Raw genomic sequence first — 23,398 nt, 5'->3', positions numbered from 1 at the left:
GACACGACATGCGCATTTTCAGCCTCGCATCGCTAGCTGCTGCCTGCCTGTTGGCCGGCCAGGCCTTCGCCGCCGACAGCTGCACCCCGAGTGAGCAGTTCAAGACTATCAAGCCCGGCGCCCTGACCGTGGCGGTGTACAACTACCCGCCGTTCACCACCGTGGCCGGCCCTAACGACATCGGCGGCGTGGATACCGACGTGGTGCGCGAAATCGCCAAGCGCAACTGCCTGACCCTGGTGCCGGTGATCGTCGACCCCTCGGCGGTGATCCAGAACGTATTGAGCAAAAAGGTCGATTTAGGCATCGGCGACTGGTTCCGCACCGCCGCCCGGGCCAAGGTGCTGGGCATGACCACGCCGCTTTATATCGACCAGATGGCGTTTTATTCCCGCGATGGCTACAGCGAGGTCGGCCAGCTCAACGGCAAGCGGGTCGGGGCGGTGTCGGGCTTTTTGTATGCAGGCCAGGTGCAGGCCAGCCTGGACAAGCCGGTGGTGCTGTACCCCAACCCGGTCGCCCTGGCCCAGGACCTGGCCGCCGGGCGCCTGGATGTGGCGGTGGACAGCTACAGCACCGGCAAGTACGCCCAGGGCAAGGGCGCCTACGACGGTATCAAGATCGAAGTGGCCAAGCCCGACCCACGGGTACCGCTGTCGGTGGAGCCGGCGCAGATCGCCTTCCTGTACCACATCGACAAACCTGACCTGGGGGCTGCGCTGGATAAAGAGATCAAGCAGCTGCACGCCGAAGGCCGCATCGCGCAGATTCTCGAAGCCAACGGCCTGGCGGCCAGCGGTGCGCAGACCGGCGAGCCGCGGTTGATCCAATGATTTTTACAAGGTGCTGCACCAGACGGGCTGCGTGGGAGCGGGCTTGCCCCCGCGATCACCGGCTTTGCCGGTGCCAGGCACCGCATCGCGGGGCAAGCCCGCTCCCACGCTGGTTTTCCAACCTATCAGAAGGACATTTGATCCATGGCCCGCAACGTATTCTTCTGCATCGATTCCCACGCCTGCGCCAACCCGGTACGCGTCGTCGCCGGCGGCGGCCCGCTGTTGCCCAACGTACCCATGGCCGAAAAGCGCATGCTGTTTCTCGAAAAACACGACTGGGTGCGCAAGGCCCTGATGTTCGAGCCCCGTGGCCATGACGCCATGTCCGGCTCGATCTTGTATCCCTCCACCCGCGACGACTGTGACGTCGGCGTGCTGTTCATCGAGGTCAGCGGCTGCCTGCCGATGTGCGGCGCCGGCACCGTCGGCACGGTGACCGTGGCCATCGAGGAGGGCCTTGTAGTGCCCCGCGAAGAGGGCCGTCTGGCCCTGGAAACCCCGGCCGGCCGGGTGGACATCGAGTACAAGCGCAACGGTGCCTTCGTCGAGGAGGTGCGCCTGTTCAACGTCAACAGCTACCTGCATGCACGCGACATCCAGCTTGAGGTGCCGCAGCTCGGCACCCTGACCGTGGACCTGAGTTACGGCGGCAACTACTACATCATCGTCGAGCCGCAGCAGAACTACGCCGGCCTGGATGGCCTGAAGGCCGACGACCTGGTGCGCATGAGCCACCTGGTGCGCGAGGCGGCGCAGAAGGTGCTGCACCCGGTGCACCCGGAGGATGAGCGCATTCGCGGGGTCAAGCACGTGATGTGGTGCGACAAGCCCAAGGCCCCCGGCGCCTCGGCGCGCAACGCGGTGTTCTATGGCGACAAGGCCATTGATCGCTCGCCGTGCGGCACCGGCTCGTCGGCGCGGGTGGCGCAATTGGTAGCGCGCGGGCGGCTCAAGGTGGGCGAGACCTTTGTGCACGAGAGCATCACCGGCACCACCTTCAACTGCCGGGCCGAGGAGGTAGCCCGGGTGGGCGAGTTCGATGCGGTGCGGCCGAGTGTGGCGGGGTGGGCAAGGGTGATCGGGTACAACACCATCGTGGTCGATGACCGTGACCCGTTGGCCCATGGGTTCCAGATTGCGTGAAGTGAGTTGAGTACGCCTGGCGACAGGCGCTAGAGTCATCGCGGGGCAAGCCCGCTCCCACGCTATCGGTGGGAGCGGGCTTGCCCCGCGATGCTTTGTGTCCCCCAACGATCCTTCAAAGGAAGCTGAAGATCCATGCCCGACTACAAGCTCCACTGCTTCGCCGAATCCGGCAATGCCTACAAAGCGGCACTGATGCTCGAACTCACCGGCCAGCCCTGGCAGGCGGTGTTCGTCGACTTTTTCAACGGCCAGACCCGTGATCAACAATGGCGCGACGAGGTCAACGAGCAGGGCGAGGTGCCGGTGCTGGAGCACGGCGAGCAGCGCCTGACCCAGTCGGCGCTGATTCTCGAGTACCTGGCCGAACGCACCGGGCAGTTTGGCCCGCAGGATGAGGCCGAAAAGCGCGAGATCTGGCGCTGGATGCTGTTCGACAACCACAAGTTCACCGCTTACTACGCGGCGTTGCGGTTTATCTTCTGCCTGAAGAATTCTGGCGAGACCCCGGTTGTTCAGTTTTTGCGCGAGCGGGCGACGGCCGCTTACCGCATTGTCGATGCGCACCTGGCCAAGACGCCGTTCATGGTGGGTGGGCGGTTGACCATTGCTGACCTGTCGTTGGCGGGGTATGTGTTCATGCCGGAGGATACCGGGATCGACCTGGCTGAGTTCAAGCATATCGAGGCTTGGAAGGCGCGGATCATGGCGGTGCCGGGGTGGAGGCATCCTTATGAGCTGATGCCGCGGGTGGCGGGGTGAGGGTGGGCCGGGGGCTTTGATTGGGTGGGACTGTGTGAGGGCTTGCAGGTGCTTGCCATGACCTGTGTGTCAATCTCTGCATCAGGGCTTACAGGTGCTTGCCATGACCTGTGTGTCAATCTCTGCATCAGGGCTTACAGGTGCTTGCCGACAGGTTTGCAGCGGGCACCTGTAAGCCCTCACGCGATCGCATCCAAGAATTTTCAGGGCCTCCCGCCAACCCCGATTCATCAGACTTTCCCTATTCCCTGTAGGACGTTTCCCAAACAAGCTTTTCCACCCGTATTGCCATTGCCCGAGCCCGCGTCGGTCACTAGTCTCGGCCAGCCGCTGCAAATTCAGCGGCCGGTTTTGACAGACCGTCGATTGTTGTCCTCTCGTGCAAATGCTTTATGGCAGCTGTACGCGTGGGCACCTCAGTGTGCGCCGAGTGCCAACAATCTCGGTCTGTCAACCCGCGTACAGCTGCCACCCGACTGTTTGACAGCAGTTCAGCTGACAGCTCAATCCCCATCATTGTTGGAGTACGAGCATGCTGAAGATTGTCCCCGATCCACCCCATCCCCACCTGTTCGAAGACACCCTGGTGCAAACCACCGAGCACGTGAACTGTGCCCTGGCTGTCACTCATCAATCCCTGTTGCTCAGCACCCGCTCACCGGGCTCGTTCCTGCTGCTGGCGGCGATGCATGAGCTGGAAAGCGTGCGCACCTTGCTGGAAACCTTGCTGGCGCAGGTGCAGCAGGTGTCCGAGGCGCCGCAGACGGTGCATTGATGGCTGTGTAGGCAGGTTTGGCCCTATCGCCGGCCGGCTCCTACAGGTGATAGGGCCCTTGGATGAAACCCAGGGAGACAGGCAAATGACCATGGACACCCCCCGCACCACCCCCGGCAAGACCCGCTTCAGCCAGGGTGAAAGCAACCCACAGCCGCTGTTTCGCATCGAACCCGGCATCCCCTGCAACCACGCCCGCGAACAGGCCTCGGAGTTGATGGGCTATGTCAGCCACCTGACCCTGGTGGGGGTAATGGATGAAGACCCGAAGATGGTCTGGGCCGCGCACTACCTCAGCGCCTTGGCCAAGGCGCTGATGGACGATGCCGAGTTAGGCCTGAAACACTGAATGTCCACAGCTACACGGCCTCAACAATCCGGCATGAATACTCAGATCCCGGGGCTGCTGCGCACCCCTCTGCGGCCAGGCAGCACCCCGGCAAGGCCGCTCCTGCAGGAGTTGGCAGGCGATGAGGCCGGTGCAGGCATCACGAGGCAGTTGCCTCCTGAAAATCCGAATGAATTTTCCGCAATCGGCCAGGCTCCATAGCTTGCGACGTTCGAGGAGGCGAGCAATGGCAGGGCAGCAGTTGTATGTGGTCGAGTATGAAATCCATGGGCAGTACCGCACCTTCATCATTCGCCTGGAGCGCATGGACAATGCCGAGGCCTGGCACTGGGCCAGTTGCGATGCCGGGGTGGGCATCATCCCGCGCTTTGGCCAGCAAAAGGTACGCAAGGTCAGCCGGCCGATGGCCGAGCGCTACGGTTTGAGCAACGTGCGCTGGCGCCCGACCGGGCAGGGGCCGGAGTTTGTCGCCCCGGCCATCGATGTGAAGAAGTTCAGCGCGCCGTCGGAATAAAGGTTTCGCCCAGCACCTTGCCCAGCACGCTGCACACCTGCTCGGCGGAATACGGCTTGGCCAGGAATTCGAAGCCCTGGTGGCCGCCTTCGGCGATCGCCTCGCTGTAGCCGGAGGTGAGGATCACCGGCAGTTGCGGGTGGCTGCGGCGCAGTTCGCGGCCCAGCGCCAGGCCGCCGATACCGGGCATCACCACATCGGAAAACACCGCATCGAAGGCACTCTCGGCGCTGGCGATCTGCGCCAGGGCGTCTTCGGCGCTGGTCGCCCAGCTGATCTGGTAGCCGTGGTCGCGCAGTATCTGCGCGGTGAAGCTGCCGACATCGGCGTTGTCTTCCACCACCAGGATGCGCCGGCGCTGGCCGTGGGGGGCGGGCGTGGTGTCGGGGCAGGGCGGCTCGCTGGCGGCCTGGGCCACCTGCGGCAGGTACAGGGTGAAGGTGGTGCCCTGGCCCTCGACGCTGTTCACCTGCACGTCGCCGCCGGACTGGCGGGCGAAGCCGAACACTTGCGACAACCCCAGCCCGGTGCCGTGGCCGGCGGCCTTGGTGGTGAAGAAAGGGTCGAAAATGCGCTCGAGCAGGTGCTCGGCAATGCCGACGCCGCCGTCGATCACCGAAATGGCCGCGAATGGCCCGGCCTGGGCCGGCTGGTCGCGCATGGCCGGCAATGGCCGGCCGGCCTCCAGGCGCAGGCGCAGGGTGCCTTCGCCGGCCATGGCATCGCGGGCGTTGATCATCAGGTTGATCACTGCGGTTTCCAGCTGGCCCAGGTCGGCGTGCACGTGGCAGGGCGTAGCCGGCAGCTCCAGTTGCACCTGCACCCGCGCGCCGGTGGCGCTGTCGAGCATCTCGGCCATGGCCTCGAGCCGTGGGCCGGCTTCGAACACCTGCGGGCTCAGGGCCTGGCGGCGGGCGAAGGCGAGCAATTGGCCGGTGAGCTTGGCGCCGCGGTCGACGGTGTCGGCCATGGTCTTGAGGTAGCGGCTGCGGCGGGTCTCGTCCAGGTCGGGGCGCTGCAAAAAGTGCAGCGACGAGCGAATGATGGTCAGCAGGTTGTTGAAGTCGTGGGCCACCCCGCCGGTGAGCTGGCCGATGGCTTCGAGCTTTTGCGTCTGGCGCAATACGGCTTCGGTGTGCAGCAACTGGCTGGTGCGCTCTTCTACGCGCTGCTCGAGGGTGGCGTTGAGCGCTTCGAGGGCCGACATCGTCTCGCGCACCTCGGCATGGGCCTGCACCCGCTGAATGTGCGCCCAGCAGCGTTCGGTGACTTCGCTGATGAGGGTTTGCTCGTAGCGGGTCCAGGCCCGCGGCGCCTTGTCGTGGATGGCCATCAGCGCGGTCAGCCGGCCCTCCTTGATCAGCGGCATGCAAATGGTGGCGGTGATGCCCATGGCCTGGAAGGTGGCCGAGGCGCGGGCCGGCAACTGCGCCAGGTTGTTGTCGATCACCAGCGCCAGGCCGGCGCGCAGGCGGCTGACCGCCAGGCGGCCGAAGTCGGCCAGGTGGTACTGGCCGAGCAGGCGCGGCGAGCCCGGCGCCACCCAGTCGCCGCAAATGGTGAAACCGTCCTGGTCGGCGTCCATCACCGCATAGGCGCAACTGGACAGCTGCAGGTGCTCGCCCAGCAGTTGCGTGGTGGTGGCCATGATGCGTTCGGGGTCGGTGGCGTTGGCGGCGGCGCGGCCGAGGCTGTCGAGGAAGTTCAGGCGGCGGTTGGCGACCACGCTGGCGGTGGTTTCGGTGACCGTGTCGAGCATGCCCACCACCTCGCCGGCATGGTCGCGGATAGGGCTGTAGCAGAAGGTGAAGTAGGCCCGCTCAGGGCTACCGTGGCGTTCGATCAGCAGCGGGAAGTCTTCGATGAACACCGCCTCGCCCTTGAGGGCGCGCTGGGCCATGTGCTCGATATCGCTCCAGGCCTCCTGCCACACATGGCTGAACGGCCGCCCCAGGGCCAGCGGCTTGTCGCCGAGAATCTGCGAGAAGGCGTCGTTGTGCAGGGTGATCAGTGAGTTGCCCCACAGCACCGCCTGGGGGAAGCGCGAAGCCAGGCACAGGGCGACGGTGGTCTTGAGCACGTCGGGCCAGCTGTCCAGCGGGCCGAGTGGGGTGTTGGCCCAGTCGTGGTTGCGGATGCGCTCGGCCATGAGCCCGCCGCCTTCTAGCCATTTCGCCATGATGGGTTTGCCGGTCCTTTTGCGTGTGCAGGGTGTCAGGGTGCACCCAGACGGGCGGGTTGGCGAGTGATTTGTTGTGGCGAGCCGTGCTGTTACCTGTAGGAGCCGGCTTGCCGGCGATGGCGTCAGTGGCCGTTTTCGCGAATGGCAGGCCTGGCCCCATCGCCGGCAAGCCGGCTCCTACGGAGGGGCGCGTCTGGTCTCAACGTATGAAATGCACCTTGCCGCTGTCGTCATTGCCCATATAGATGCCATACACCCCCGCCTGGCGCTCCAGAATGTACCGCTCGAGAATCTGCCGAATCGCCGGGTAGTAGATCTCTTCCCACGGAATCTCGTCCGGTTCGAAGAACTTGTAGGCCATCGTCTCAGGCCCGTACTGCCCGGTCTCTTCGGTGGCGATGGCGCGGAAGATGATGTACACCTCGCTGATGTTCGGCACGCTGAAGATCGAGTAGGGCGAGACGATTTCGGCGCGTACGCCGCTTTCTTCCCATACCTCGCGCAGGGCCGCCTGCTCGGTGGTTTCGCCGGCTTCCATGAAGCCTGCGGGCAGGGTCCAAGTGCCGGGGCGCGGGGGGATGGCGCGCTGGCACAACAGGTACTTGCCATCGCGCTCGATGATGCAGCCGGCGATGATCTTCGGGTTGATGTAATGGATGTAGCCGCAGCCGGTGCAGTGCAGGCGTTCGTGGGTGTCGCCTGTGGGGACGCCCCGGGCCAGTTCTGTGGTGCAGTGCGGGCAGTAGCGCGGGGCGGTGGGCATGGTCAGCGGCCTATGCGGGGGTCCTTGAGGGGCAGGGGAGCGACGATTTCGCGGACCTTGGCGTTGTCGTCCTGCTTCTGGCGCAGGTAATCCAGTGCCACTTTTGCAGCGGCGCGCACGTGGTCGACCGAGGCCTGGTGCGCCACCATCGGGTCGCCGCCCTTGATGGCCTCGACGATCTTTTCCATCTCGCGGTTGCTGGCGCCACGGCGGTTTTCTTGCGAAACCGAGGTGGCGCGCAGGTAGCTGATGCGTGCCTGCAGCTGGCGCAGCTGCTGCGCCGCCACCTGGTTGCCGGAGCCTTCGAGCAGCACGTCGTAGAAGCCTTGCACCGAGTCCAGCACCTGGGCCAGTTCGCCTTCTTCGAGCGCCTCGCGGTTCACTTCAAGGGCGCGCTCCAGGGCGCGGATGTCCTTGCTCTTGGCGTTGAGGGTGAACAGCTGGACGATCAGGCCTTCGAGCACGCAGCGCAGCTCGTAGATGTCGCGGGCGTCTTCCAGGGTGATGATGGCCACCCGCGGGCCCTTGGCGTCGGCAAATTCCACCAGGCCTTCGGATTCGAGGTGGCGCAGGGCCTCACGCACCGAAGTACGGCTGACGCCGAGGCGGTCGCACAGGTCGCGCTCGACCAGGCGGTCGCCTGGCAGCAGGTGGAAGTTCATGATCGCGCTGCGCAGTTTGTCGAGCACGATTTCACGAAGGGTGACGGGGTTGCGGTTGACCTTGAAGCTGTCGTCGAGTGGCTGGCGTTTCATCAGGTGCGCTCTTTTATGAGGCTGTTGCGCCAACATCGCGAAGAGCCACGAACCGTGGCGCTCCTTGCAGTGGTTCGAAACAGCCCGTTGTTAACGGGTTGACTCTGCGTCGGCTTCGGCGAACGCCTCGCGGGCCAGGCGGAAACTGTCCACCGCCGCGGGTACGCCGCAATAAATACCGACTTGAAGCAGGATCTCGCGAATTTGTTCGCGGCTCAGGCCATTACGCAGGGCGCCACGAATGTGCAGCTTGAGTTCGTGGGGCCGGTTGAGCGCGGAAATCATGGCCAAGTTTATCATGCTGCGCTCTTTGAGCGACAAACCATCGCGGCCCCAGACATGGCCCCAGCAGTACTCGGTGACCAGCTCCTGCAGCGGCTTGGTGAAGTCGTCGGCGTTCTGGATCGAGCGGTTGACGTAGTCTTCGCCGAGCACCTGGGTGCGGATCTGCAGGCCTTTCTCGTACTTTTCGTTGCTCATCTGCCGAAGTCCTTGCACGTGGAATAAAAATGGGGGCCGCAACCGAAGGTGAGGGGGTATGCGCGGCCCCCGGAAACAGTAGGGCTGCTGTGCAGCCCATCGCCGGCAAGCCGGCTCCTACATGGGTCGCGTGTAGGAGCCGGCTTGCCGGCGATCAGGCATCAGCCCAGCGGCGGCAGCGCGCCGAGCTTGCCCTTGTGGTAGACCATGGGGGTGACCGGCTGTTCGGGCAGCACCAGGTTCTTCACCGCGCCGACGATGATCGCGTGGTCACCGCCGTCGTACTCGCGCCACAGTTCGCACTCGATGATCGCCGTGGCCTTGGTCAGCAGCGGGTTGCCCAGCTCGCTCATGTGCCACTCGATGCCTTTGGCCTTGTCCTTGCCCTTGCCGGCAAAAGCATAGGCCTCGGCGGTTTGCTCGGCCGACAGCAGGTGGATCGCGAACTGCTTGCTGTCGCGCAGGATCGGGTAGGTGTCCGAGGCGTAGTTGGGGCAGAACAGCACCAGCGCAGGCTCGATCGACAGCGCGCTGAACGCGCTGGCGGTGATGCCGACGATGGCGCCGTCGGCGTCCAGGGTGGTGACCACGGTGACACCGGACGGGAACGAGCCCATCACGTCTTTGTAGATGCCTGGTTCGATCATCTCGTGCTACCTCTTAGCGCATCACAAACGGGTCGGGCATCGGCGCGGTGGACAGGTTGATCCACACGGTCTTCAGCTCGGTATAGGCCAGCACCGAGTCGATGCCGCTTTCACGGCCGTAGCCGCTGTTCTTGAAGCCGCCGATGGGGGCCATGGCCGACACGGCGCGGTAGGTGTTGACCCAGATGATGCCGGAGCGCACGTCACGGGCCAGGCGGTGGGCACGGCCCAGGTCGCGGGTCCAGATGCCGGCGGCCAGGCCGAACTGCGAGTCGTTGGCGATTGCCAGCGCCTCTTCTTCGGTCTTGAAGCGGATCACCGCGGCCACAGGGCCGAACACCTCTTCCTGCATGATGGTCATCGAGTTGCTGTCGCACTCGAACAGGGTCGGCTCGTAGAACCAGCCGTCACCTTCGACCTCGGCACGCTTGCCGCCCATGTGCAACTTGGCGCCCTCGGCCTTGGCCGCAGCCACCAGGCCTTCGACCACGGCCAGCTGTTGTGCGGTGGCCATGGGGCCCATTTCGCTGGCGTCGTCCTGCGGGTTGCCGATGCGGATACGCTTGGCACGGGCGATCAGGCGCTCGACGAACTCATCGAAGATCTCGTCCTGCACCAGCAGGCGCGAACCTGCCACGCAGCTTTGCCCGGAGGCGGCATAGATGCCGGCCACGGCGCCGTTGATGGCGCTGTCCAGGTCGGCGTCGGCGAAGATGATGTTCGGCGACTTGCCGCCCAGCTCCAGCGACAGCTTGGCGAAGTTCTCGGCGCTGCTGCGCACCACGTGGCGGGCAGTGGCGGCGCCGCCGGTGAAGGCGATCTTGCGCACCAGCGGGTGGCGGGTCAGGGCTGCACCAGTGCTTGGGCCGTAGCCGGTGACCACGTTGACCACACCGGCCGGGAAGCCGGCTTCCAGCGCCAGGCGGGCCAGTTCGAGGATGGTCGCCGAGGCATGCTCGGACGGCTTGAGCACGATGGTGTTGCCGGCGGCCAGGGCCGGGGCCAGCTTGATCGCGGTCAGGTACAGCGGGCTGTTCCACGGGATGATCCCGGCCACCACGCCGATCGGCTCGTGCACGGTGTAGGCGAACAGGTCGGGCTTGTCCAGCGGCAGGGTGCCGCCTTCGAGCTTGTCGGCAAGGCCTGCGGTGTAGTGGAAGAACTCCGGCAGGTAGCCGACCTGGCCGCGGGTTTCGCGGATCAGCTTGCCGTTGTCACGGCTTTCGAGCTGGGCCAGGTGTTCTTTGTTCTCGGCAATCAGGTCACCGAGGCGGCGCAGCAGCTTGCCGCGGGCGGTGGCGGTGATGCTGCGCCATTCTTTGCTGTCGAAGGCGCGCTGGGCGGCCTGTACGGCCAGCTCCACATCGGCTTCGTCGGCATCGGGCAACTGCGCCCACACCTGGGCGGTGGCCGGGTTGAGGCTGTCGAAGGTCTTGCCGCTCTGGGCATCGAGCCATTGGCCGTCGATGCACATCTGGAAACGAACGAGGGTCATGCAACAATCCCCTTGGCGGATTCGGTGAGGGTGCGGGCCTGCTTGAGGAAGTCCAGCAGCATCTTGTTGACTTCGCGCGGCGCTTCCACCGGCATCATATGCCGTTGCTCGGCCAGCACCACGCTTTGCGCGCCAGGGATGCTGGCTGCGAGCTGGCGGGTCATGGCCGGGGTGGAGCCGGCATCGAGTTCGCCGGTGGCGATCAGGGCCGGTACCTGGATGCTGCCAAGGTCGGCGGCACGGTACATGTCCTGGGTGGCGAACAGTGAATAAGTGGTGTGGTAGCCCTGTGGGTCGTTGCTGGCCAGGATCTGGCGGATGGCGGCGACCTGCGCCGGGTTGGCGGCCTTGTACTCGCGGCTGAACCAGCGGTCCAGGGCGGCGTCGACGTTGGCGTCGGGGCCTTGCTCGTAGGCTTGCGCGGCGCGGGCAATGACGCCGGCGCTTTGCTCGGGGGTGCGGTTGAACACGCTGTTGAGCACCACCAATGCTGCCAGGCGCTGCGGGTAGTTGAGCGCGAAGGCGCGTGCCACCAGGCCGCCCATGCTGAAGCCGATCACCGTGGCTTGTTGAATCTGCAGGTGGTCGAGCAGTTCGGCGAGCTGTTCGGCGTAGCCTTCCAGCGGGGTGTCGGCAGCCGGGACGCGGCTTTGGCCGTGGCCGAGCATGTCATAGACGATGACGCGGTAGTCGTTGGCCAGGCCAACGATCTGCCCGCCCCACATTTCCTTGTTCAGGCCCACGCCGTGGATCAGCACCACGGGTTGGCCCTGGCCCTGGACCATGTAGCTGGTCCCGGCCGGTGTACGTTCAGCGACAGGCTGAATCATGGAGGGCGCTCCTTGAAGGTCGGGCGCGGCGGGTATGCACGCCACGCCCAGGCCCGTCTTGGTTGTTGTTATTGAGCGTTGGCTTTTTCGGCAGCCAGTTCTTCCAGGTCGATGTAGCGGTTGCCGATGCGCGGGTGCAGGCGGCCGCCGTCGGAGGCGCCGAGTACCACGACGATTTCGTCGGCGCGCGGGGCGTCTTCGATCTGCATTTCCAGGGTGATGTAGTGCGAACGCTGGCCTTCGTCGTCCTTCTGCATCATCGGGATCTGGATCGAGGTGCCTGGGCCGCCGCGCTTGTTGGTGAAGCTCAGGTAGCTCTTGGCCTGTACCGCTTCGCGGTAGTGGTTGCCAAAGCGCAGGGTGTGGATGACGGCCGAGGCGTGCTCGATCTCGCCGTCGGCGCCAACTACTGCAGCCTTGCCGTAGGCTTCGATCTTGTCGGCACCGCCGATGGCGGCGATCAGGCGCTCGACCATCAGTGCGCCCAGCTCGGAGCAGTTGGCGCGGATTTCTGGCTTGAGGTCTTCAACGAAGCCGCGGCCGGCCCATGGGTTCTTGATCACGACGGCCAGGCCGACCATGGTCACCGGCTTGTCGGTGGCTTTGAAGCCTTCGATGCGGGTCTCTTCGGAGTAGGTGACGATCTTGCGGATTTCGAAACTCATGGGGGGCTCCTGGTTAGGGTTATCAGCTCTTGTTGTCTGATGGTATACCATAATATCTGTTGTGCAAGGGCCGGCTGAAAAATTGTTTCTTCGGGGACGAAAGGTCGGCTGATACGGTGAATCTTGTGTTGTCTGGGCTGGCCCTATCGCCGGCAAGCCGGCTCCTGCAGGGGGAACGCATGACCCGTGTAGGAGCCGGCTTGCCGGTGATTGGGGCCGGAGCTGCAAACAGCTAAAAAAAGCCCGCTCACACCGGCCACAGGGGCCAGGCGGAGCGGGCTGGTTCCCGCAATCAATCAGGCAAAGGGAATTCAGGCGAACGCCGGCACCACTTCCTTGATGAACAGCTCCAGGGACTTCTTCTTTTCGGCGTGGGGCAGGCTGTTGTCGCACCAGAAGCTGAACTCGTCGACGCCGAGCTCCTGGTAGTACTTGATCCGCGCAATGATCTCTTCAGGGGTGCCGATCATGGTGTTCTTGCGGATGTTGTTCAGCTCGAACGCCGGAACTTCGGCGAACTTGGACTCCGGGCTTGGCTCGAGGAAGCCGTTGACCGGGGTGGTCTTGTTGCCGAACCAGGCATCGAAGGTGCGGTAGAAGCGCGAGATGGCCTGGGCGCCGACCTTCCAGCCGTCCGGTTCTGCCGGGCTGTGCACGTGGGTGTGGCGCAGCACCATCAGTTGCGGGCGTGGTACGTCCGGGTTGTTGTCCAGGGCGGCCTGGAACTTGTTTTTCAGGTCCAGCACTTCTTCGTCGCCCTTCATCAGCGGGGTGACCATGACGTTGCAGCCGTTGGCCACGGCGAAGTTGTGCGAGTCCGGGTCGCGGGCGGCAATCCACATCGGCGGGGTGGCGTTGAACGGCTTGGGCACGCTGGTGGAGGTGGGGAACTTGTACACTTCGCCGTCGTGGGCGTAGTCGCCTTCCCACAGCTTGCGTACCACCGGCACCATTTCGCGCAGCGCCTTGCCGCCGTCGGTAGCCGGCATGCCGCCGGCCATGCGGTCGAATTCGAACTGGTAGGCGCCGCGGGCCAGGCCCACTTCCATGCGCCCGTTGCTGATCACATCCAGCAGGGCGCATTCGCCGGCCACGCGGATCGGGTTCCAGAACGGCGCGATGATGGTGCCGGCGCCCAGGCGAATCTTGTCGGTGCGGGCGGCCAGGTAGGCCAGCAGCGGCATCGGGCTCGGCGAGATGGTGTACTCCATGGCGTGGTGTTCGCCGATCCACACGGTGCTGAACCCGCCGTCTTCGGCCATCAGGGTCAGCTCGGTCAGGTCTTCGAACAGTTGGCGGTGGCTGACCTGTTCATCCCAACGTTCCATGTGCACGAACAACGAAAATTTCATGGGGTTTTCCTCGGAGCTTGTTGTTGTCGCCCGCCATCGGCGGGCGCTCTATGTAGGAGCCGGCTTGCCGGCGATCACCGGCTTGCCGGTGCCATCCACCGCGTCGCCTGCATCGCCGGCAAGCCGGCTCCCACAGGGGTAGCGGGTGTTTCGAAATCAGGCGAACGCCGGCAGGCTGGCCATCTTGCCGCGGCAGTAGACCATCGGGCGGGGCGCCTCGGCAGGCACGATCAGGTTGTGTACCTTGCCCACCATGATGGCGTGGTCGCCACCTTCGTACTCGCGCCACAGCTCGCATTCGATGACGGCAGTGGCGCCGGCCAGGATCGGGTTGCCTAGCTCGGACAGCGTCCACTCGATACCGGTGGCCTTGTCCTTGCCTTTTTTGGCAAAAGCATAGGCCTCGGCCTGCTGTTCACCCGAGAGCAGGTGAATGGCGAAGCGCTTGTTCTTGATCAGTATGGGGTAGGAGTCGGAGCTGTAGTTGGGGCAGAACAGCACCAGTGGCGGGTCCATCGAAAGCGAGGAGAAGGCGCTGGCGGTCAGGCCGACGATCGAGCCGTCGTCGTCCAGGGTGGTGATGACGGTTACGCCGGACGGGAAGGAGCCCAGGACGTTCTTGTAGACAGTTGCGTCGATCATCTTGTGTACCTCGGAAGGGCTGCGGTGGTCCGCGGTTTTTATCGTTGATGTGTCTGATGGTATACCGTAATACCTATTTTGCAAGTGGAATTTTCAAGCTCGCCATCTACGCGATGAACGGCGCAAGGCCGCGAATAACCTGGGGTTCAGCTTCTGTAGCGGTTGCCCTGCAGCTTGCTCAACCGGATCAGCTGGCGTTTTTTCATGGGGATCAGTGTTGTCAAAAGTTTGGAATACCATAATATGGTCTTCAGCTGAGAGGCCGCCTAGATGCGGTTTCCTTACAAAGATAAAAACGACCTTTCGAGCTGAATTCCTATGTCCCAACCGTCTTCGCAGCACCAGTTTGTCGAGAATCACACGGTCGATTACGTTCCACCTGCCGAGCGCCACGGGAAGGCGCGCGACCTGTTCACCCTCTGGTTCAGCACCAACATCGCGCCGCTGCCCATCGTCACCGGGGCCATGGTGGTGCAGGTGTTCCACCTCAACCTGCTGTGGGGCCTGATCGCCATCGTGCTGGGCCACCTGCTCGGCGGCGTGGTCATCGCGCTGGCCTCGGCCCAGGGGCCGCAGCTGGGTATTCCGCAGATGGTCCAGAGCCGTGGCCAGTTCGGCCGTTACGGCGCATTGCTGATCGTGTTCTTCACCGCGCTGATCTACGTCGGTTTCTTCATTTCCAACATCGTCCTGGCGGGCAAGTCGATCCACGGCATCGCCCCCAGCGTGCCGATGCCCAGCGCCATCGTCATCGGCGCCCTGAGTGCCACTGCCATCGGCGTGATCGGCTACCGCTTCATTCATACCCTCAACCGCATCGGCACCTGGGTGATGGGTTCAGCGTTGCTGGCCGGCTTCATCATGATGTTCGTCCAGGAGCTGCCGGCCGACTTCTTCAGCCGTGGCGCGTTCAACCTGTCGGGCTTCGTCGCCACCGTGTCGCTGGGCACCATCTGGCAGATCAGCTTCTCGCCCTACACCTCCGACTACTCGCGCTACCTGCCGCGTGAAATCGGCATCGCCAAGCCGTTCTGGGCCACTTACTTCGGTGCCACCCTGGGTACCATTCTGTGCTTCAGCTTCGGTGCGGTGGCGGTGCTGTGCGTGCCGGAAGGCACCGACGCCATGGCCGCGGTCAAGCAGGCTACCGGCTGGCTGGGCCCGATCCTGATGGTGCTGTTCCTGCTCAACATCATCAGCCACAACGCCCTCAACCTGTACGGCGCGGTGCTGTCGATCGTCACCGCCATCCAGACCTTCGCCGCCCAGTGGACCCCGAGCATCAAGGTGCGTGTGGTGCTGGCCTCGATCATTCTGGTGGCATGCGGCATGGTGGCGTTGAACGCTTCGGCCGACTTCATCGGCGAGTTCATCGGGTTGATTCTGGCGCTGCTGCTGGTGCTGGTGCCGTGGGCGTCGATCAACCTGGTGGACTTCTACCTGATCAAGAAAGGCGAGTACGACATCGCCTCGATCTTCAGCGCCGATGGTGGCATTTATGGCCGCTTCAACCACCATGCGATCATCGCCTACGCCTGCGGCATCCTGGTGCAGCTGCCGTTCGCCAATACGTCGCTGTATGTGGGGCCGTACTCCAACATCGTCGAGGGGGCTGACCTTTCGTGGTTGTTCGGCTTGCTGGTGACCGTGCCGCTGTATTACTGCCTGGCCAGTCGTGGCAAGCCGGTGAAGGCCGCGCGGGCAGTGGGCGTGAACGACTGACCTGTAGCTTTTACTCAAGCTGAAACCATTGCGGGGCAAGCCCGCTCCCACGTAGCCCATTGAACCGGGTTGCGTGGGAGCGGGCTTGCCCCGCGATGGTTTTGTGGTGTTTGGAATGGGGCTGTAATGGCCACACCTTGTATGGCCTCATCGCCGGCAAGCCGGCTCCTACAGGTATGGCGCGGGCCTGAAGGGCATGCGGTCGGCTTGCCGGCGATGGCTTTTTACAGCTTGAACTGCGCCACCATGCCGTTCAGGTCCACCGCCAGGCGCGACAGGTCCTGCGCCGCGGCGCTGGTCTGGTTGGCGCCGGCCGAGGTCTGCATGGCCAGGTCGCGGATGTTGACCAGGTTGCGGTCCACCTCGCGGGCCACCTGGGCCTGCTCTTCGGAGGCGCTGGCAATCACCAGGTTGCGCTGGTTGATCGAGGCAATGGCCTCGGCGATCACTTCCAGCGCCTGGCCGGCACCCTGGGCCACTTCCAGGGTGCCGCTGGCACGGCCCTGGCTGCTGTGCATGGCGCTGACCGCACGCTCGGTGCCGGTCTGGATGCCGCCGATCATCTGCTCGATCTCGGCGGTGGACTGCTGGGTGCGGTGGGCCAGGGCACGTACTTCATCGGCCACCACGGCGAAACCACGGCCGGCTTCACCGGCGCGGGCGGCCTCGATGGCGGCGTTCAGTGCCAGCAGGTTGGTTTGCCCGGCAATCGAGCCGATCACGTCGAGCACGCGGCTGATTTCGTTGGCGCTGGTGGCCAGCTGTTCGATTTCTTCGGAGGTGCCGGTGACGTCATCCACCAGGTGCTGCAGCGAGCTGAGCGCCTGGTTGACCTGGTCGCGGCCATCGCGGGTGGTCTGGTCGGCGCCCTTGGAGGCGTCGGCAGTGCTTACCGCATTGTTGGCCACTTCTTCCACCGCGGCAGTCATCTGGTTGACCGCGGTCGCGGCCTGGTCGATTTCGGCGCTCTGCTGGTGCAGGCCGCGGCTGGTGTCCTCGGTGACGCTGTGCAGCTCTTCGGAGGCCGAGGCCAGCTGGTCGGAGGAGGCGGCGATCTTGCGCAGGGTGTCGCGCAGGCTTTGTTGCATCTGGCTCAGGGCGCGCAACAGCATGGCCGGCTCGTCGCGGCCGGTTACCTGGATGTCGCGGGTCAGGTCGCCGGTGGCCACGCGTTCGGCCACGGCTACCGCATCGGCCAGGGGCACGACGATGCTGCGGGTGAGCAGGGTGGCAATGGCGACCAGCGCCAGCATGATCACCACCAGCGACACGATGATCACCGAGAACGCCTCGTCGGCCACGTTGCTGCTGCGCTGGGATGCGTCTTCTGCGCCCTTGCCGTTGTAGGCGATGAGTGCGCCCATGGCTTTCATCATGCTGTCGGCGTACTGGGTGAGGGGCCCGCTGATCTTGCGCTTGGCGTCGGCCGCGCGGCCGGCGGCGATGTCCTTCAGCACGTCCTGCTGCTGGGTGTAGTACTGCTGGTGGGCGCTGTTGAAGGCGTTGAACAGGGCACGGTCATCGGCGGCGATGATGGTGTCCTCGTAGTCCTTCAGGCCTTGCTTGAGCTCGTCGTTGATCCGCCCAAGCAGGGCTACGTTGCGCTCACGTTCGGCTGGGTCGTCGTCCAGCGCTGTGCGCAGGGTGACCGCACGGACGCGGCCGAGGTTGGTGCTGATGTCGTTGAGGGCGACCACGGCGGGCATCCAGGTAACGCGGATCTCGTCGGTGGCGCTGTCCATCTGTTTGGTTTCATACAGTGCAAGCAAACCCATGATCAGAACCAGGCCACCCAACAGCGCAAACACGCTGGCGGCCCGTTTACCGATCTTCATATTCCGTAACTGCATGAATGCTCCTTGACGTTGTGCTGGCAGGCGTCAAGAGCATGGTCGTGAGGGCCTTGTGGCGGTGATCGCCAGGCTCTCGATGCGCTGCGGATATTAGGTTTTCCTCACCTTCAGGTATTTTTTTGACGTCAATGATGGCACGGTGCCTTGATCGTTGACCAGTCGTTCAATGTAACAACGTAAATGGACAGATCCGTCACAATTTGACGGATCTGTCAGCTTTTATTGGCTCAGACTATGGCAATCGCGGGGTCTGCGGCTTTCAGTGCCAGCTCGCGATCTGCTTCGGGCGGATAGATCCACACCGAATTAATTTGCCGTTTGAGGGTTTTGCCTTCCTCGCCCTGCAGTTTCAGCTCGCGCTCCCAGCCCTCGCTGTAGGCCGCGCCCCACTCGCCGAGGTCGAGGCAAGTGACGTACTTGGGCTGGCGGTACACCACAGGGGCGATGCCCAGCAGGTCGGCCATGGCGTTGTTGCCTGAGTGGCGGCCCATGGGGATGGCGTGCTGGCAGGTCATCAGGGCGTGGTTGCCCAGTTCGTCCACAGCTGCCCAAGCGGTATCGCCGGTGGCGTAGATGTGCGCCTGGCCGATCACCTTGAGGTGGTCGTCGACCCGCAGGCGACCGAGGCTGTCGCGCTCGCCGGCAATTTGCGCGGTCAGTGGGCTGGCCTTGACGCCCACGGTCCAGATCACGGTCTTGCTGGCGATGTATTCGCCGTTGTCCAGGGTCACGCCGCCGGCGTCCACCGCCACTACCGAGGTGCCGGTCAGCCATTCGACGCCGGCCTGTTCGCTGGCCGCGACGATGGATGGGGTGATGCCGGCGCCCAGGGCTGCGCCGATGCGGGTGCCGCGATCTACCAGCACCACGCGCACATTACCGGCGCCCAGGATGCTGCGCAGGCGGGCGGGCATTTCGGTGGCGGTCTCGATGCCGGTGAAACCGCCGCCGCACACCACCACGGTGTTGCGTGCCGGCGAGGCGGGCAGGGCGGCCAGGCCCTTCAGGTGCTGCTCAAGGTGTACCGCCGACTCCATCTGGTCGACATCGAAGGTGTGCTCGGCCAGGCCCGGCACCGCAGGGCGTGCCACCTGGCTGCCGGCGGCGAGGATCAGGCGGTCATAGCCGAGCTGCTGCGCCTGGCCCTGGCCGTCGACATAACCGACCTGGCACGCGGCGCTGTCGATGGTTTGCACATGGCCGTGGATGAACTCGACACCGACTGCATCGAACAGTGCGTCTACGGGTGCCTGCAGGGTGTGCGCGTCGGCTTCGTAGAAGCGTGGGCGAATGCGCAGTTGCGGCTGCGGGGCCAGCACGCTGATGCGCACGTCATCGCGCTGGGCCTGGTCGAGCAGGCGGGCGGCGCTCAGGGCGCTCCATACACCGGCAAAGCCGGCACCGATGATCAGGATACGAGAGGTCATGAATGTGCTCCGCAAGGGTGAGGTGAGGGTGTTCGGCGGGGTGTTGGGCGGCTGCCGAATAACTACGACTTTATTTGTCGTAGTTTGTCGCGGCAAGTGGTTTTTTTGTCGAGGCCCGGTCGGTGACCTTTGGAATTGTGCTTGAGGCCTTATGGAATCTGGCTTTGTGGGGAGCTGGTTTTTTTGTGCTGGCGACCGGTGGTCATGGCGGGCTTTGCCTGATGGCTGTGGACGGCGTAATATTTACGACAAAACCAGTCGGAGATTGATATGTCGCTCTACAGTGCCGGCGTCGAGTACGGCATCCATTGCCTGTTGTTCCTGGTGGACGAACGTGGCGATAGCCGCGAGGCCAGCGTGCGTGACCTGGCCGAGTTGCAGGGCGTGCCACAGGAGTACCTGGCCAAGGTCTTCACCAAACTGGCCCGGGCCGGGCTGGTTGCTGCCACCGAGGGTGTGCGTGGCGGGTTCCGTTTGGCGCGGCCTTCGGACGAGATAACCGTGCTGGACATCGTCACGGCCATCGACGGGGCGAAGAAGATCTTCGATTGCCGCGAGATACGTGAGCGCTGCGCGGTGTTCGAGGGCTCGGCACCGGCCTGGGCTACCGAGGGGGTCTGCGCGATCCATGCGGTGATGCTTTCGGCGCAGAAGCGCATGGAGGAGGCTTTGGCGCAGCAGACCATCCTCGACCTGGCCCGGCGTTTTGGGCGCAAGGCGCCTGTGGAGTTTGGGCACAAGGTCAATGAGTGGATGGGGGAGCGGCGCGATGGCAAGGGCGCTGGGGATATTGCTGGTGTGACGCTCATTCACCCTTGCGCCCTTACGTAAGGGCGCAAAGGTGACTAAAAGCGCTCATCGTCAATGAATGCGTATACATCTCCCAAGGCAATCACTATAAGCCCCGACCCCGCCCCCGAACTATTCCACCCCCTCGACCACCCCCTGGTCCTCCCCCAGAAACCCACCACTCTGGTGCTGCCACAACCGCGCATAGGTCCCATTGCGCGCCAACAACTGCGCATGGGTACCCTGCTCGATGATCCGCCCCTCATCCATGACGATCAGCCGGTCCATGGCCGCAATGGTCGACAACCGGTGGGCGATGGCAATCACCGTCTTGCCCTGCATCATTTCATCCAGGCTCTCCTGGATCGCCACCTCCACTTCCGAGTCCAGCGCACTGGTAGCCTCGTCCAGCAGCAGAATCGGTGCGTTCTTGAGCATCACCCGGGCGATGGCGATGCGCTGACGCTGGCCGCCCGACAGCTTGATGCCACGCTCGCCCACCAAGGTGTCGTAGCCGCTGTGGCCCTGCTTGTCGCTGAGCTGGCTGATGAAACCATCAGCCTGGGCGTTGGCGGCTGCGCGGCGGATCTGCTCCTCGCTGGCGTCGGGGCGGCCGTAGGCGATGTTGTCGCGGATCGAGCGGTGCAGCAGCGAAGTATCCTGGGTAACCATGCCGATCACGCTGCGCAGGCTGTCCTGGGTGACCTCTGCGATGTTCTGCCCGTCGATGCGGATGCTGCCGCTGTCCACGTCATAAAAGCGCAGCAGCAGGTTGATCAAGGTCGACTTGCCCGCACCAGAGCGTCCCACCAGGCCAACCTTCTCACCGGCGCGAATCTCCAGGCTCAGGCCATCGAGCACCTGGCGCTCGCCGTTGTAGTTGAACCGCACCTGTTCGAAGCTCACCGCGCCGCCGCGGGTTTGCAGCACACCGGCATTCGGCGCGTCCTGCACCTTGGGGCCACGGGTCAGGGTCTGCATGCCGTCCTGCACGGTGCCGATGCTTTCGAACAACGAGGTCATCTGCCACATGATCCAGTGCGACATGCCGTTGATGCGCAGGGCCATGGCGGTGATCGCCGCCACTGCACCGGTACCGACCTCGCCCAGGTGCCAGAGCCACAGGGCATAGCCACCGGCACCCATGATCAGCCCCACCACCAGCGCCTGGTTGACGATTTCGAACTGGCTGACCAGGCGCATCTGGCGAAACCCGGTGAGCTTGAAGTCTTCCATGGCCGCGCGGGCGAAATGCGCCTCGCGCCTGGAGTGCGAGAACAGCTTCACCGTGGTGATGTTGGTGTAGGCGTCCGATACCCGCCCGGTCATCGACGAGCGCGCGTGGGCCTGTTCCTGGCCCACCTGGCCAAGGCGTGGCACGAAGTACCACATGGCCAGGCCGAACAGCCCGATCCAGGCCACGAACGGCAACATCAGCTTGAGCGCAAAACCACCCGCCAAGGCGATGATGGCGATGAAGTACACGCCGATGCCGGGGATGATTTCAATCAGGGTGAAGAGCACTTCGCGCACCGCCAGGGCGGTCTGCATCACCTTGGTGGTCACCCGCCCGGAAAACTCGTCCGAGAAGAACGACAGGCTCTGGCGCAGCATCAGCCGGTGGAAGTCCCAGCGCAGGCGCAGCGGCAGGTTGATCGCCAGCACCTGGTGTTGAACCATGGTGCGCAACGCCACCAGGCCGACACTGGCCAGCAGCACGATACCAATGCTCCACAGCGCCCGAACCTCCTGGGCACCGGCATCGCCGCCGGCCTGCCAGGTGGACAGCAGGTCGACCACCTGGCCCAGAACGGCGAACAGCCAGGCTTCATAGACCGATACCCCGGCGCTGAGCAGGGCGAATGCCAGGATGTAGCCGCGGGCGCCGCGAGTGCAGGCCCACATGAAGCGCAGCAAGCCCATGGGGGGCGGTGGCGCCTCATCAGGCGGGAAGGGGTCGAGCCGGCGTTCGAAGGCACGCAGCATGGGGTCTCCGGGAAAATCAGTGAGCAGTTGCCGGCGCCAAGGTTGGCCAGCGCGCGGCGTTGCTACGAACCATACAGCACTGCTGGGTTTTTTTGCGGGTGTGTCACAGGCGTGTATGAGTCGCCGGCCCCGGCCTCGCCAGCATGTCGGTGTCGCACACCGTCACCCAGGGCGTCGTAATCAGACAACCACGCGTCTCAGCCAATCTGCTCGGCCTACCCTCAAACCCGAATAATTGATTCATCGGTCAACCCTGCGCCAAGGGCGGGCCGACGCGGTACAACGAGTAAGCAGCCTCGCCTCACAATTCCAACGCTGCGGCGCCCCGTGCCCCGGACAACCGGCCCGGCACGATATAACTACAGCCCTAAAACCCAATAGCACGCGCCTGGCCGGCCACGGCATGGTTGCGCGCGCTTTTGTGAGACTTGACTGCCATGATCGCTACCTCCGTTTCTGCCGCCGACACGTCGAGCGGCCATCGCAATGCGTTGCTCGTTGCCCACATCGCCGCGGTGCTGTTCGGCCTCACCGGCATCCTTGGCCACCTGATCCAGGCCGACGCCAGCCTGATCACTTTCGGCCGCGCCACCTTCGCCTTCATCGCCCTGGGCTTTGTCGCCGGGCTCAAGGGCACCCGCCTGCTCGACGCGCTCAAGTGGCGCAATCTGCCCGTACTGCTGGTTACCGGCGGCTTGCTGGCCGCGCATTGGCTGACCTTCTTCGTGGCGGTCAAGGTCGGCGGCGTGGCTGTTGCCACCCTCGGCTTTGCCAGCTTCCCGGCGTTCATCGCGCTGATCGACATGACCGTGTTCCGCGAGCGTATCGGCGCGGTCGAGGCCGGCTTGCTGGGTATGGTCACCGCCGGGCTGGTGCTGGTGGTGCCATCCTTTGACCTGCTCGATAGCGGCACCGTCGGCCTGCTCTGGGGCCTGGCCTCGGGCCTGTCGTTCGCCTTGCTGGCCGTGGCCAACCGCCGTCGCCCGGCGGGCATGAATGCCATGCAGGTGTCGTTCTGGCAGAACGTGGTGGTGGCCATCGTGGTCGCACCGCTTGCCTTCAGCCACCTGGGCAGCAGCAGCCTGAGCGCCTCGGACTGGGCCAACCTGGCATTGCTTGGGGTGTTCTGCACAGGCCTTTCGCAGTTCCTCTTCGTCAAGAGCCTGGACGGGCTGGAGGCGCGCACCGCGGGCATGATCATCGCCCTGGAGCCGGTCTACGCCATCGCCTGCGCCTGGTGGCTGTTCGGCGAGCAGCCGTCGCTGCGCATGGCCGCAGGTGCAGTGCTGATCGTGCTGGCGACCATCTTCTGCGCCTGGCGCAAGGCACCGACCCACTGACGGCGTCTGGTGCGGCTTGCCGGCGATAGGGCTGGGGCCTGCGACACACTTGCCAGCCTTGTGTCACCAAGGCTGGCCTCATCGCCGGCAA

The 23,398-nt window shown here is 64.4% G+C and carries 22 protein-coding genes; 9 read left to right on the top strand and 13 right to left on the bottom strand.

Going from position 1 to position 23,398, the window contains the following annotated elements; genetic code table 11:
* Nucleotides 1-8: 8 nt before the first annotated feature.
* The 6 genes from KSS94_RS16250 (at nt 9) to KSS94_RS16225 (ending at nt 4,379) form a co-directional block, all read left to right on the top strand.
* Nucleotides 9-833, top strand: a complete 825-nt coding sequence (locus KSS94_RS16250) for a substrate-binding periplasmic protein (RefSeq protein WP_217839117.1) — start codon at nt 9-11, stop codon at nt 831-833.
* A gap of 144 nt (nt 834-977) precedes the next feature.
* Nucleotides 978-1,979, top strand: a complete 1,002-nt coding sequence (locus KSS94_RS16245) for a 4-hydroxyproline epimerase (protein ID WP_217839116.1) — start codon at nt 978-980, stop codon at nt 1,977-1,979.
* Between the two features lie 135 nt (nt 1,980-2,114).
* On the top strand, nt 2,115-2,741 hold the full coding sequence (locus KSS94_RS16240; protein ID WP_217839115.1) for a glutathione S-transferase family protein: 627 nt from the start codon (nt 2,115-2,117) through the stop codon (nt 2,739-2,741).
* A 532-nt stretch (nt 2,742-3,273) separates the two neighbouring features.
* On the top strand, nt 3,274-3,516 hold the full coding sequence (locus KSS94_RS16235; protein WP_217839114.1) for a hypothetical protein: 243 nt from the start codon (nt 3,274-3,276) through the stop codon (nt 3,514-3,516).
* 85 nt (nt 3,517-3,601) lie between these two features.
* Nucleotides 3,602-3,865, top strand: coding sequence for a DUF3077 domain-containing protein (locus tag KSS94_RS16230; RefSeq protein WP_217839113.1), 264 nt, complete (start codon nt 3,602-3,604; stop codon nt 3,863-3,865).
* 226 nt (nt 3,866-4,091) lie between these two features.
* Nucleotides 4,092-4,379 (top strand): DUF6555 family protein, encoded by a 288-nt coding sequence (locus KSS94_RS16225; protein WP_217839112.1) that lies wholly within the window; start codon nt 4,092-4,094, stop codon nt 4,377-4,379.
* On the opposite strand, the gene KSS94_RS16220 is transcribed toward KSS94_RS16225, so the two are convergent.
* From KSS94_RS16220 to KSS94_RS16175, 10 genes are all read right to left on the bottom strand, one after another.
* The gene (locus KSS94_RS16220) at nt 4,360-6,558 is read right to left on the bottom strand and encodes an ATP-binding protein (protein ID WP_217839111.1); all 2,199 of its coding nucleotides are present in this window, start codon (nt 6,556-6,558) and stop codon (nt 4,360-4,362) included. The genes KSS94_RS16225 and KSS94_RS16220 overlap by 20 nt on opposite strands.
* A gap of 202 nt (nt 6,559-6,760) precedes the next feature.
* The gene (locus KSS94_RS16215) at nt 6,761-7,324 is read right to left on the bottom strand and encodes an NUDIX hydrolase (RefSeq protein WP_217839110.1); all 564 of its coding nucleotides are present in this window, start codon (nt 7,322-7,324) and stop codon (nt 6,761-6,763) included.
* A gap of 2 nt (nt 7,325-7,326) precedes the next feature.
* Nucleotides 7,327-8,079, bottom strand: a complete 753-nt coding sequence (locus KSS94_RS16210) for a GntR family transcriptional regulator (RefSeq protein ID WP_217839109.1) — start codon at nt 8,077-8,079, stop codon at nt 7,327-7,329.
* Nucleotides 8,080-8,169: 90 nt separating this feature from the next.
* On the bottom strand, nt 8,170-8,559 hold the full coding sequence (locus KSS94_RS16205; RefSeq protein ID WP_012314144.1) for a carboxymuconolactone decarboxylase family protein: 390 nt from the start codon (nt 8,557-8,559) through the stop codon (nt 8,170-8,172).
* Nucleotides 8,560-8,720: 161 nt separating this feature from the next.
* Nucleotides 8,721-9,206 (bottom strand): flavin reductase family protein, encoded by a 486-nt coding sequence (locus KSS94_RS16200; protein WP_217839108.1) that lies wholly within the window; start codon nt 9,204-9,206, stop codon nt 8,721-8,723.
* Nucleotides 9,207-9,219: 13 nt separating this feature from the next.
* A complete protein-coding gene (locus KSS94_RS16195) occupies nt 9,220-10,701 on the bottom strand; it encodes an aldehyde dehydrogenase (protein ID WP_217839107.1) in 1,482 nt (493 codons plus the stop codon).
* Nucleotides 10,698-11,531 carry an alpha/beta fold hydrolase gene (locus KSS94_RS16190; RefSeq protein WP_217839106.1) on the bottom strand — a complete coding sequence of 278 codons (834 nt, stop codon included), beginning with the start codon at nt 11,529-11,531 and terminating at the stop codon, nt 10,698-10,700. The genes KSS94_RS16195 and KSS94_RS16190 overlap by 4 nt, the downstream gene beginning before the upstream one ends.
* A 68-nt stretch (nt 11,532-11,599) precedes the next feature.
* Entirely contained in the window at nt 11,600-12,196 is a 597-nt protein-coding gene (locus KSS94_RS16185; RefSeq protein WP_217839105.1) for an amino acid synthesis family protein, read from the bottom strand.
* A 311-nt stretch (nt 12,197-12,507) separates the two neighbouring features.
* On the bottom strand, nt 12,508-13,548 hold the full coding sequence (locus tag KSS94_RS16180; protein ID WP_217839104.1) for an LLM class flavin-dependent oxidoreductase: 1,041 nt from the start codon (nt 13,546-13,548) through the stop codon (nt 12,508-12,510).
* Between the two features lie 156 nt (nt 13,549-13,704).
* Nucleotides 13,705-14,190: a flavin reductase family protein gene (locus KSS94_RS16175; RefSeq protein WP_217839103.1), complete on the bottom strand. Its 486-nt coding sequence runs from the start codon at nt 14,188-14,190 to the stop codon at nt 13,705-13,707.
* A gap of 318 nt (nt 14,191-14,508) precedes the next feature.
* Between KSS94_RS16175 and KSS94_RS16170 the strand changes: the two genes are divergently transcribed.
* Entirely contained in the window at nt 14,509-15,912 is a 1,404-nt protein-coding gene (locus KSS94_RS16170; protein WP_217839102.1) for a purine-cytosine permease family protein, read from the top strand.
* A gap of 224 nt (nt 15,913-16,136) precedes the next feature.
* Here KSS94_RS16170 and KSS94_RS16165 read toward each other — a convergent pair whose 3' ends face one another.
* Together KSS94_RS16165 and KSS94_RS16160 are read right to left on the bottom strand one after the other, a co-directional pair.
* On the bottom strand, nt 16,137-17,762 hold the full coding sequence (locus tag KSS94_RS16165) for a methyl-accepting chemotaxis protein (RefSeq protein ID WP_217839101.1): 1,626 nt from the start codon (nt 17,760-17,762) through the stop codon (nt 16,137-16,139).
* Nucleotides 17,763-17,992: 230 nt separating this feature from the next.
* Nucleotides 17,993-19,192, bottom strand: a complete 1,200-nt coding sequence (locus tag KSS94_RS16160; protein ID WP_217839100.1) for an NAD(P)/FAD-dependent oxidoreductase — start codon at nt 19,190-19,192, stop codon at nt 17,993-17,995.
* Nucleotides 19,193-19,462: 270 nt separating this feature from the next.
* Between KSS94_RS16160 and KSS94_RS16155 the strand changes: the two genes are divergently transcribed.
* A complete protein-coding gene (locus KSS94_RS16155; protein WP_217839099.1) occupies nt 19,463-20,023 on the top strand; it encodes an RrF2 family transcriptional regulator in 561 nt (186 codons plus the stop codon).
* Nucleotides 20,024-20,113: 90 nt separating this feature from the next.
* On the opposite strand, the gene KSS94_RS16150 is transcribed toward KSS94_RS16155, so the two are convergent.
* Nucleotides 20,114-21,967: an ABC transporter ATP-binding protein gene (locus tag KSS94_RS16150; protein WP_217839098.1), complete on the bottom strand. Its 1,854-nt coding sequence runs from the start codon at nt 21,965-21,967 to the stop codon at nt 20,114-20,116.
* A 437-nt stretch (nt 21,968-22,404) separates the two neighbouring features.
* On the opposite strand from KSS94_RS16150, the gene KSS94_RS16145 reads away from it, so the two are divergent.
* Complete coding sequence (locus KSS94_RS16145; RefSeq protein WP_217839097.1) at nt 22,405-23,307, top strand: DMT family transporter; 903 nt, start codon at nt 22,405-22,407, stop codon at nt 23,305-23,307.
* Nucleotides 23,308-23,398 lie beyond the last annotated feature (91 nt).

Origin of the sequence: Pseudomonas fakonensis (genome assembly GCF_019139895.1) — a bacterium.
Lineage (GTDB): Bacteria > Pseudomonadota > Gammaproteobacteria > Pseudomonadales > Pseudomonadaceae > Aquipseudomonas > Aquipseudomonas fakonensis.
Note: the sequence above shows the minus strand (reverse complement) of the source record. Positions and strands in the feature narration are given on the sequence as shown.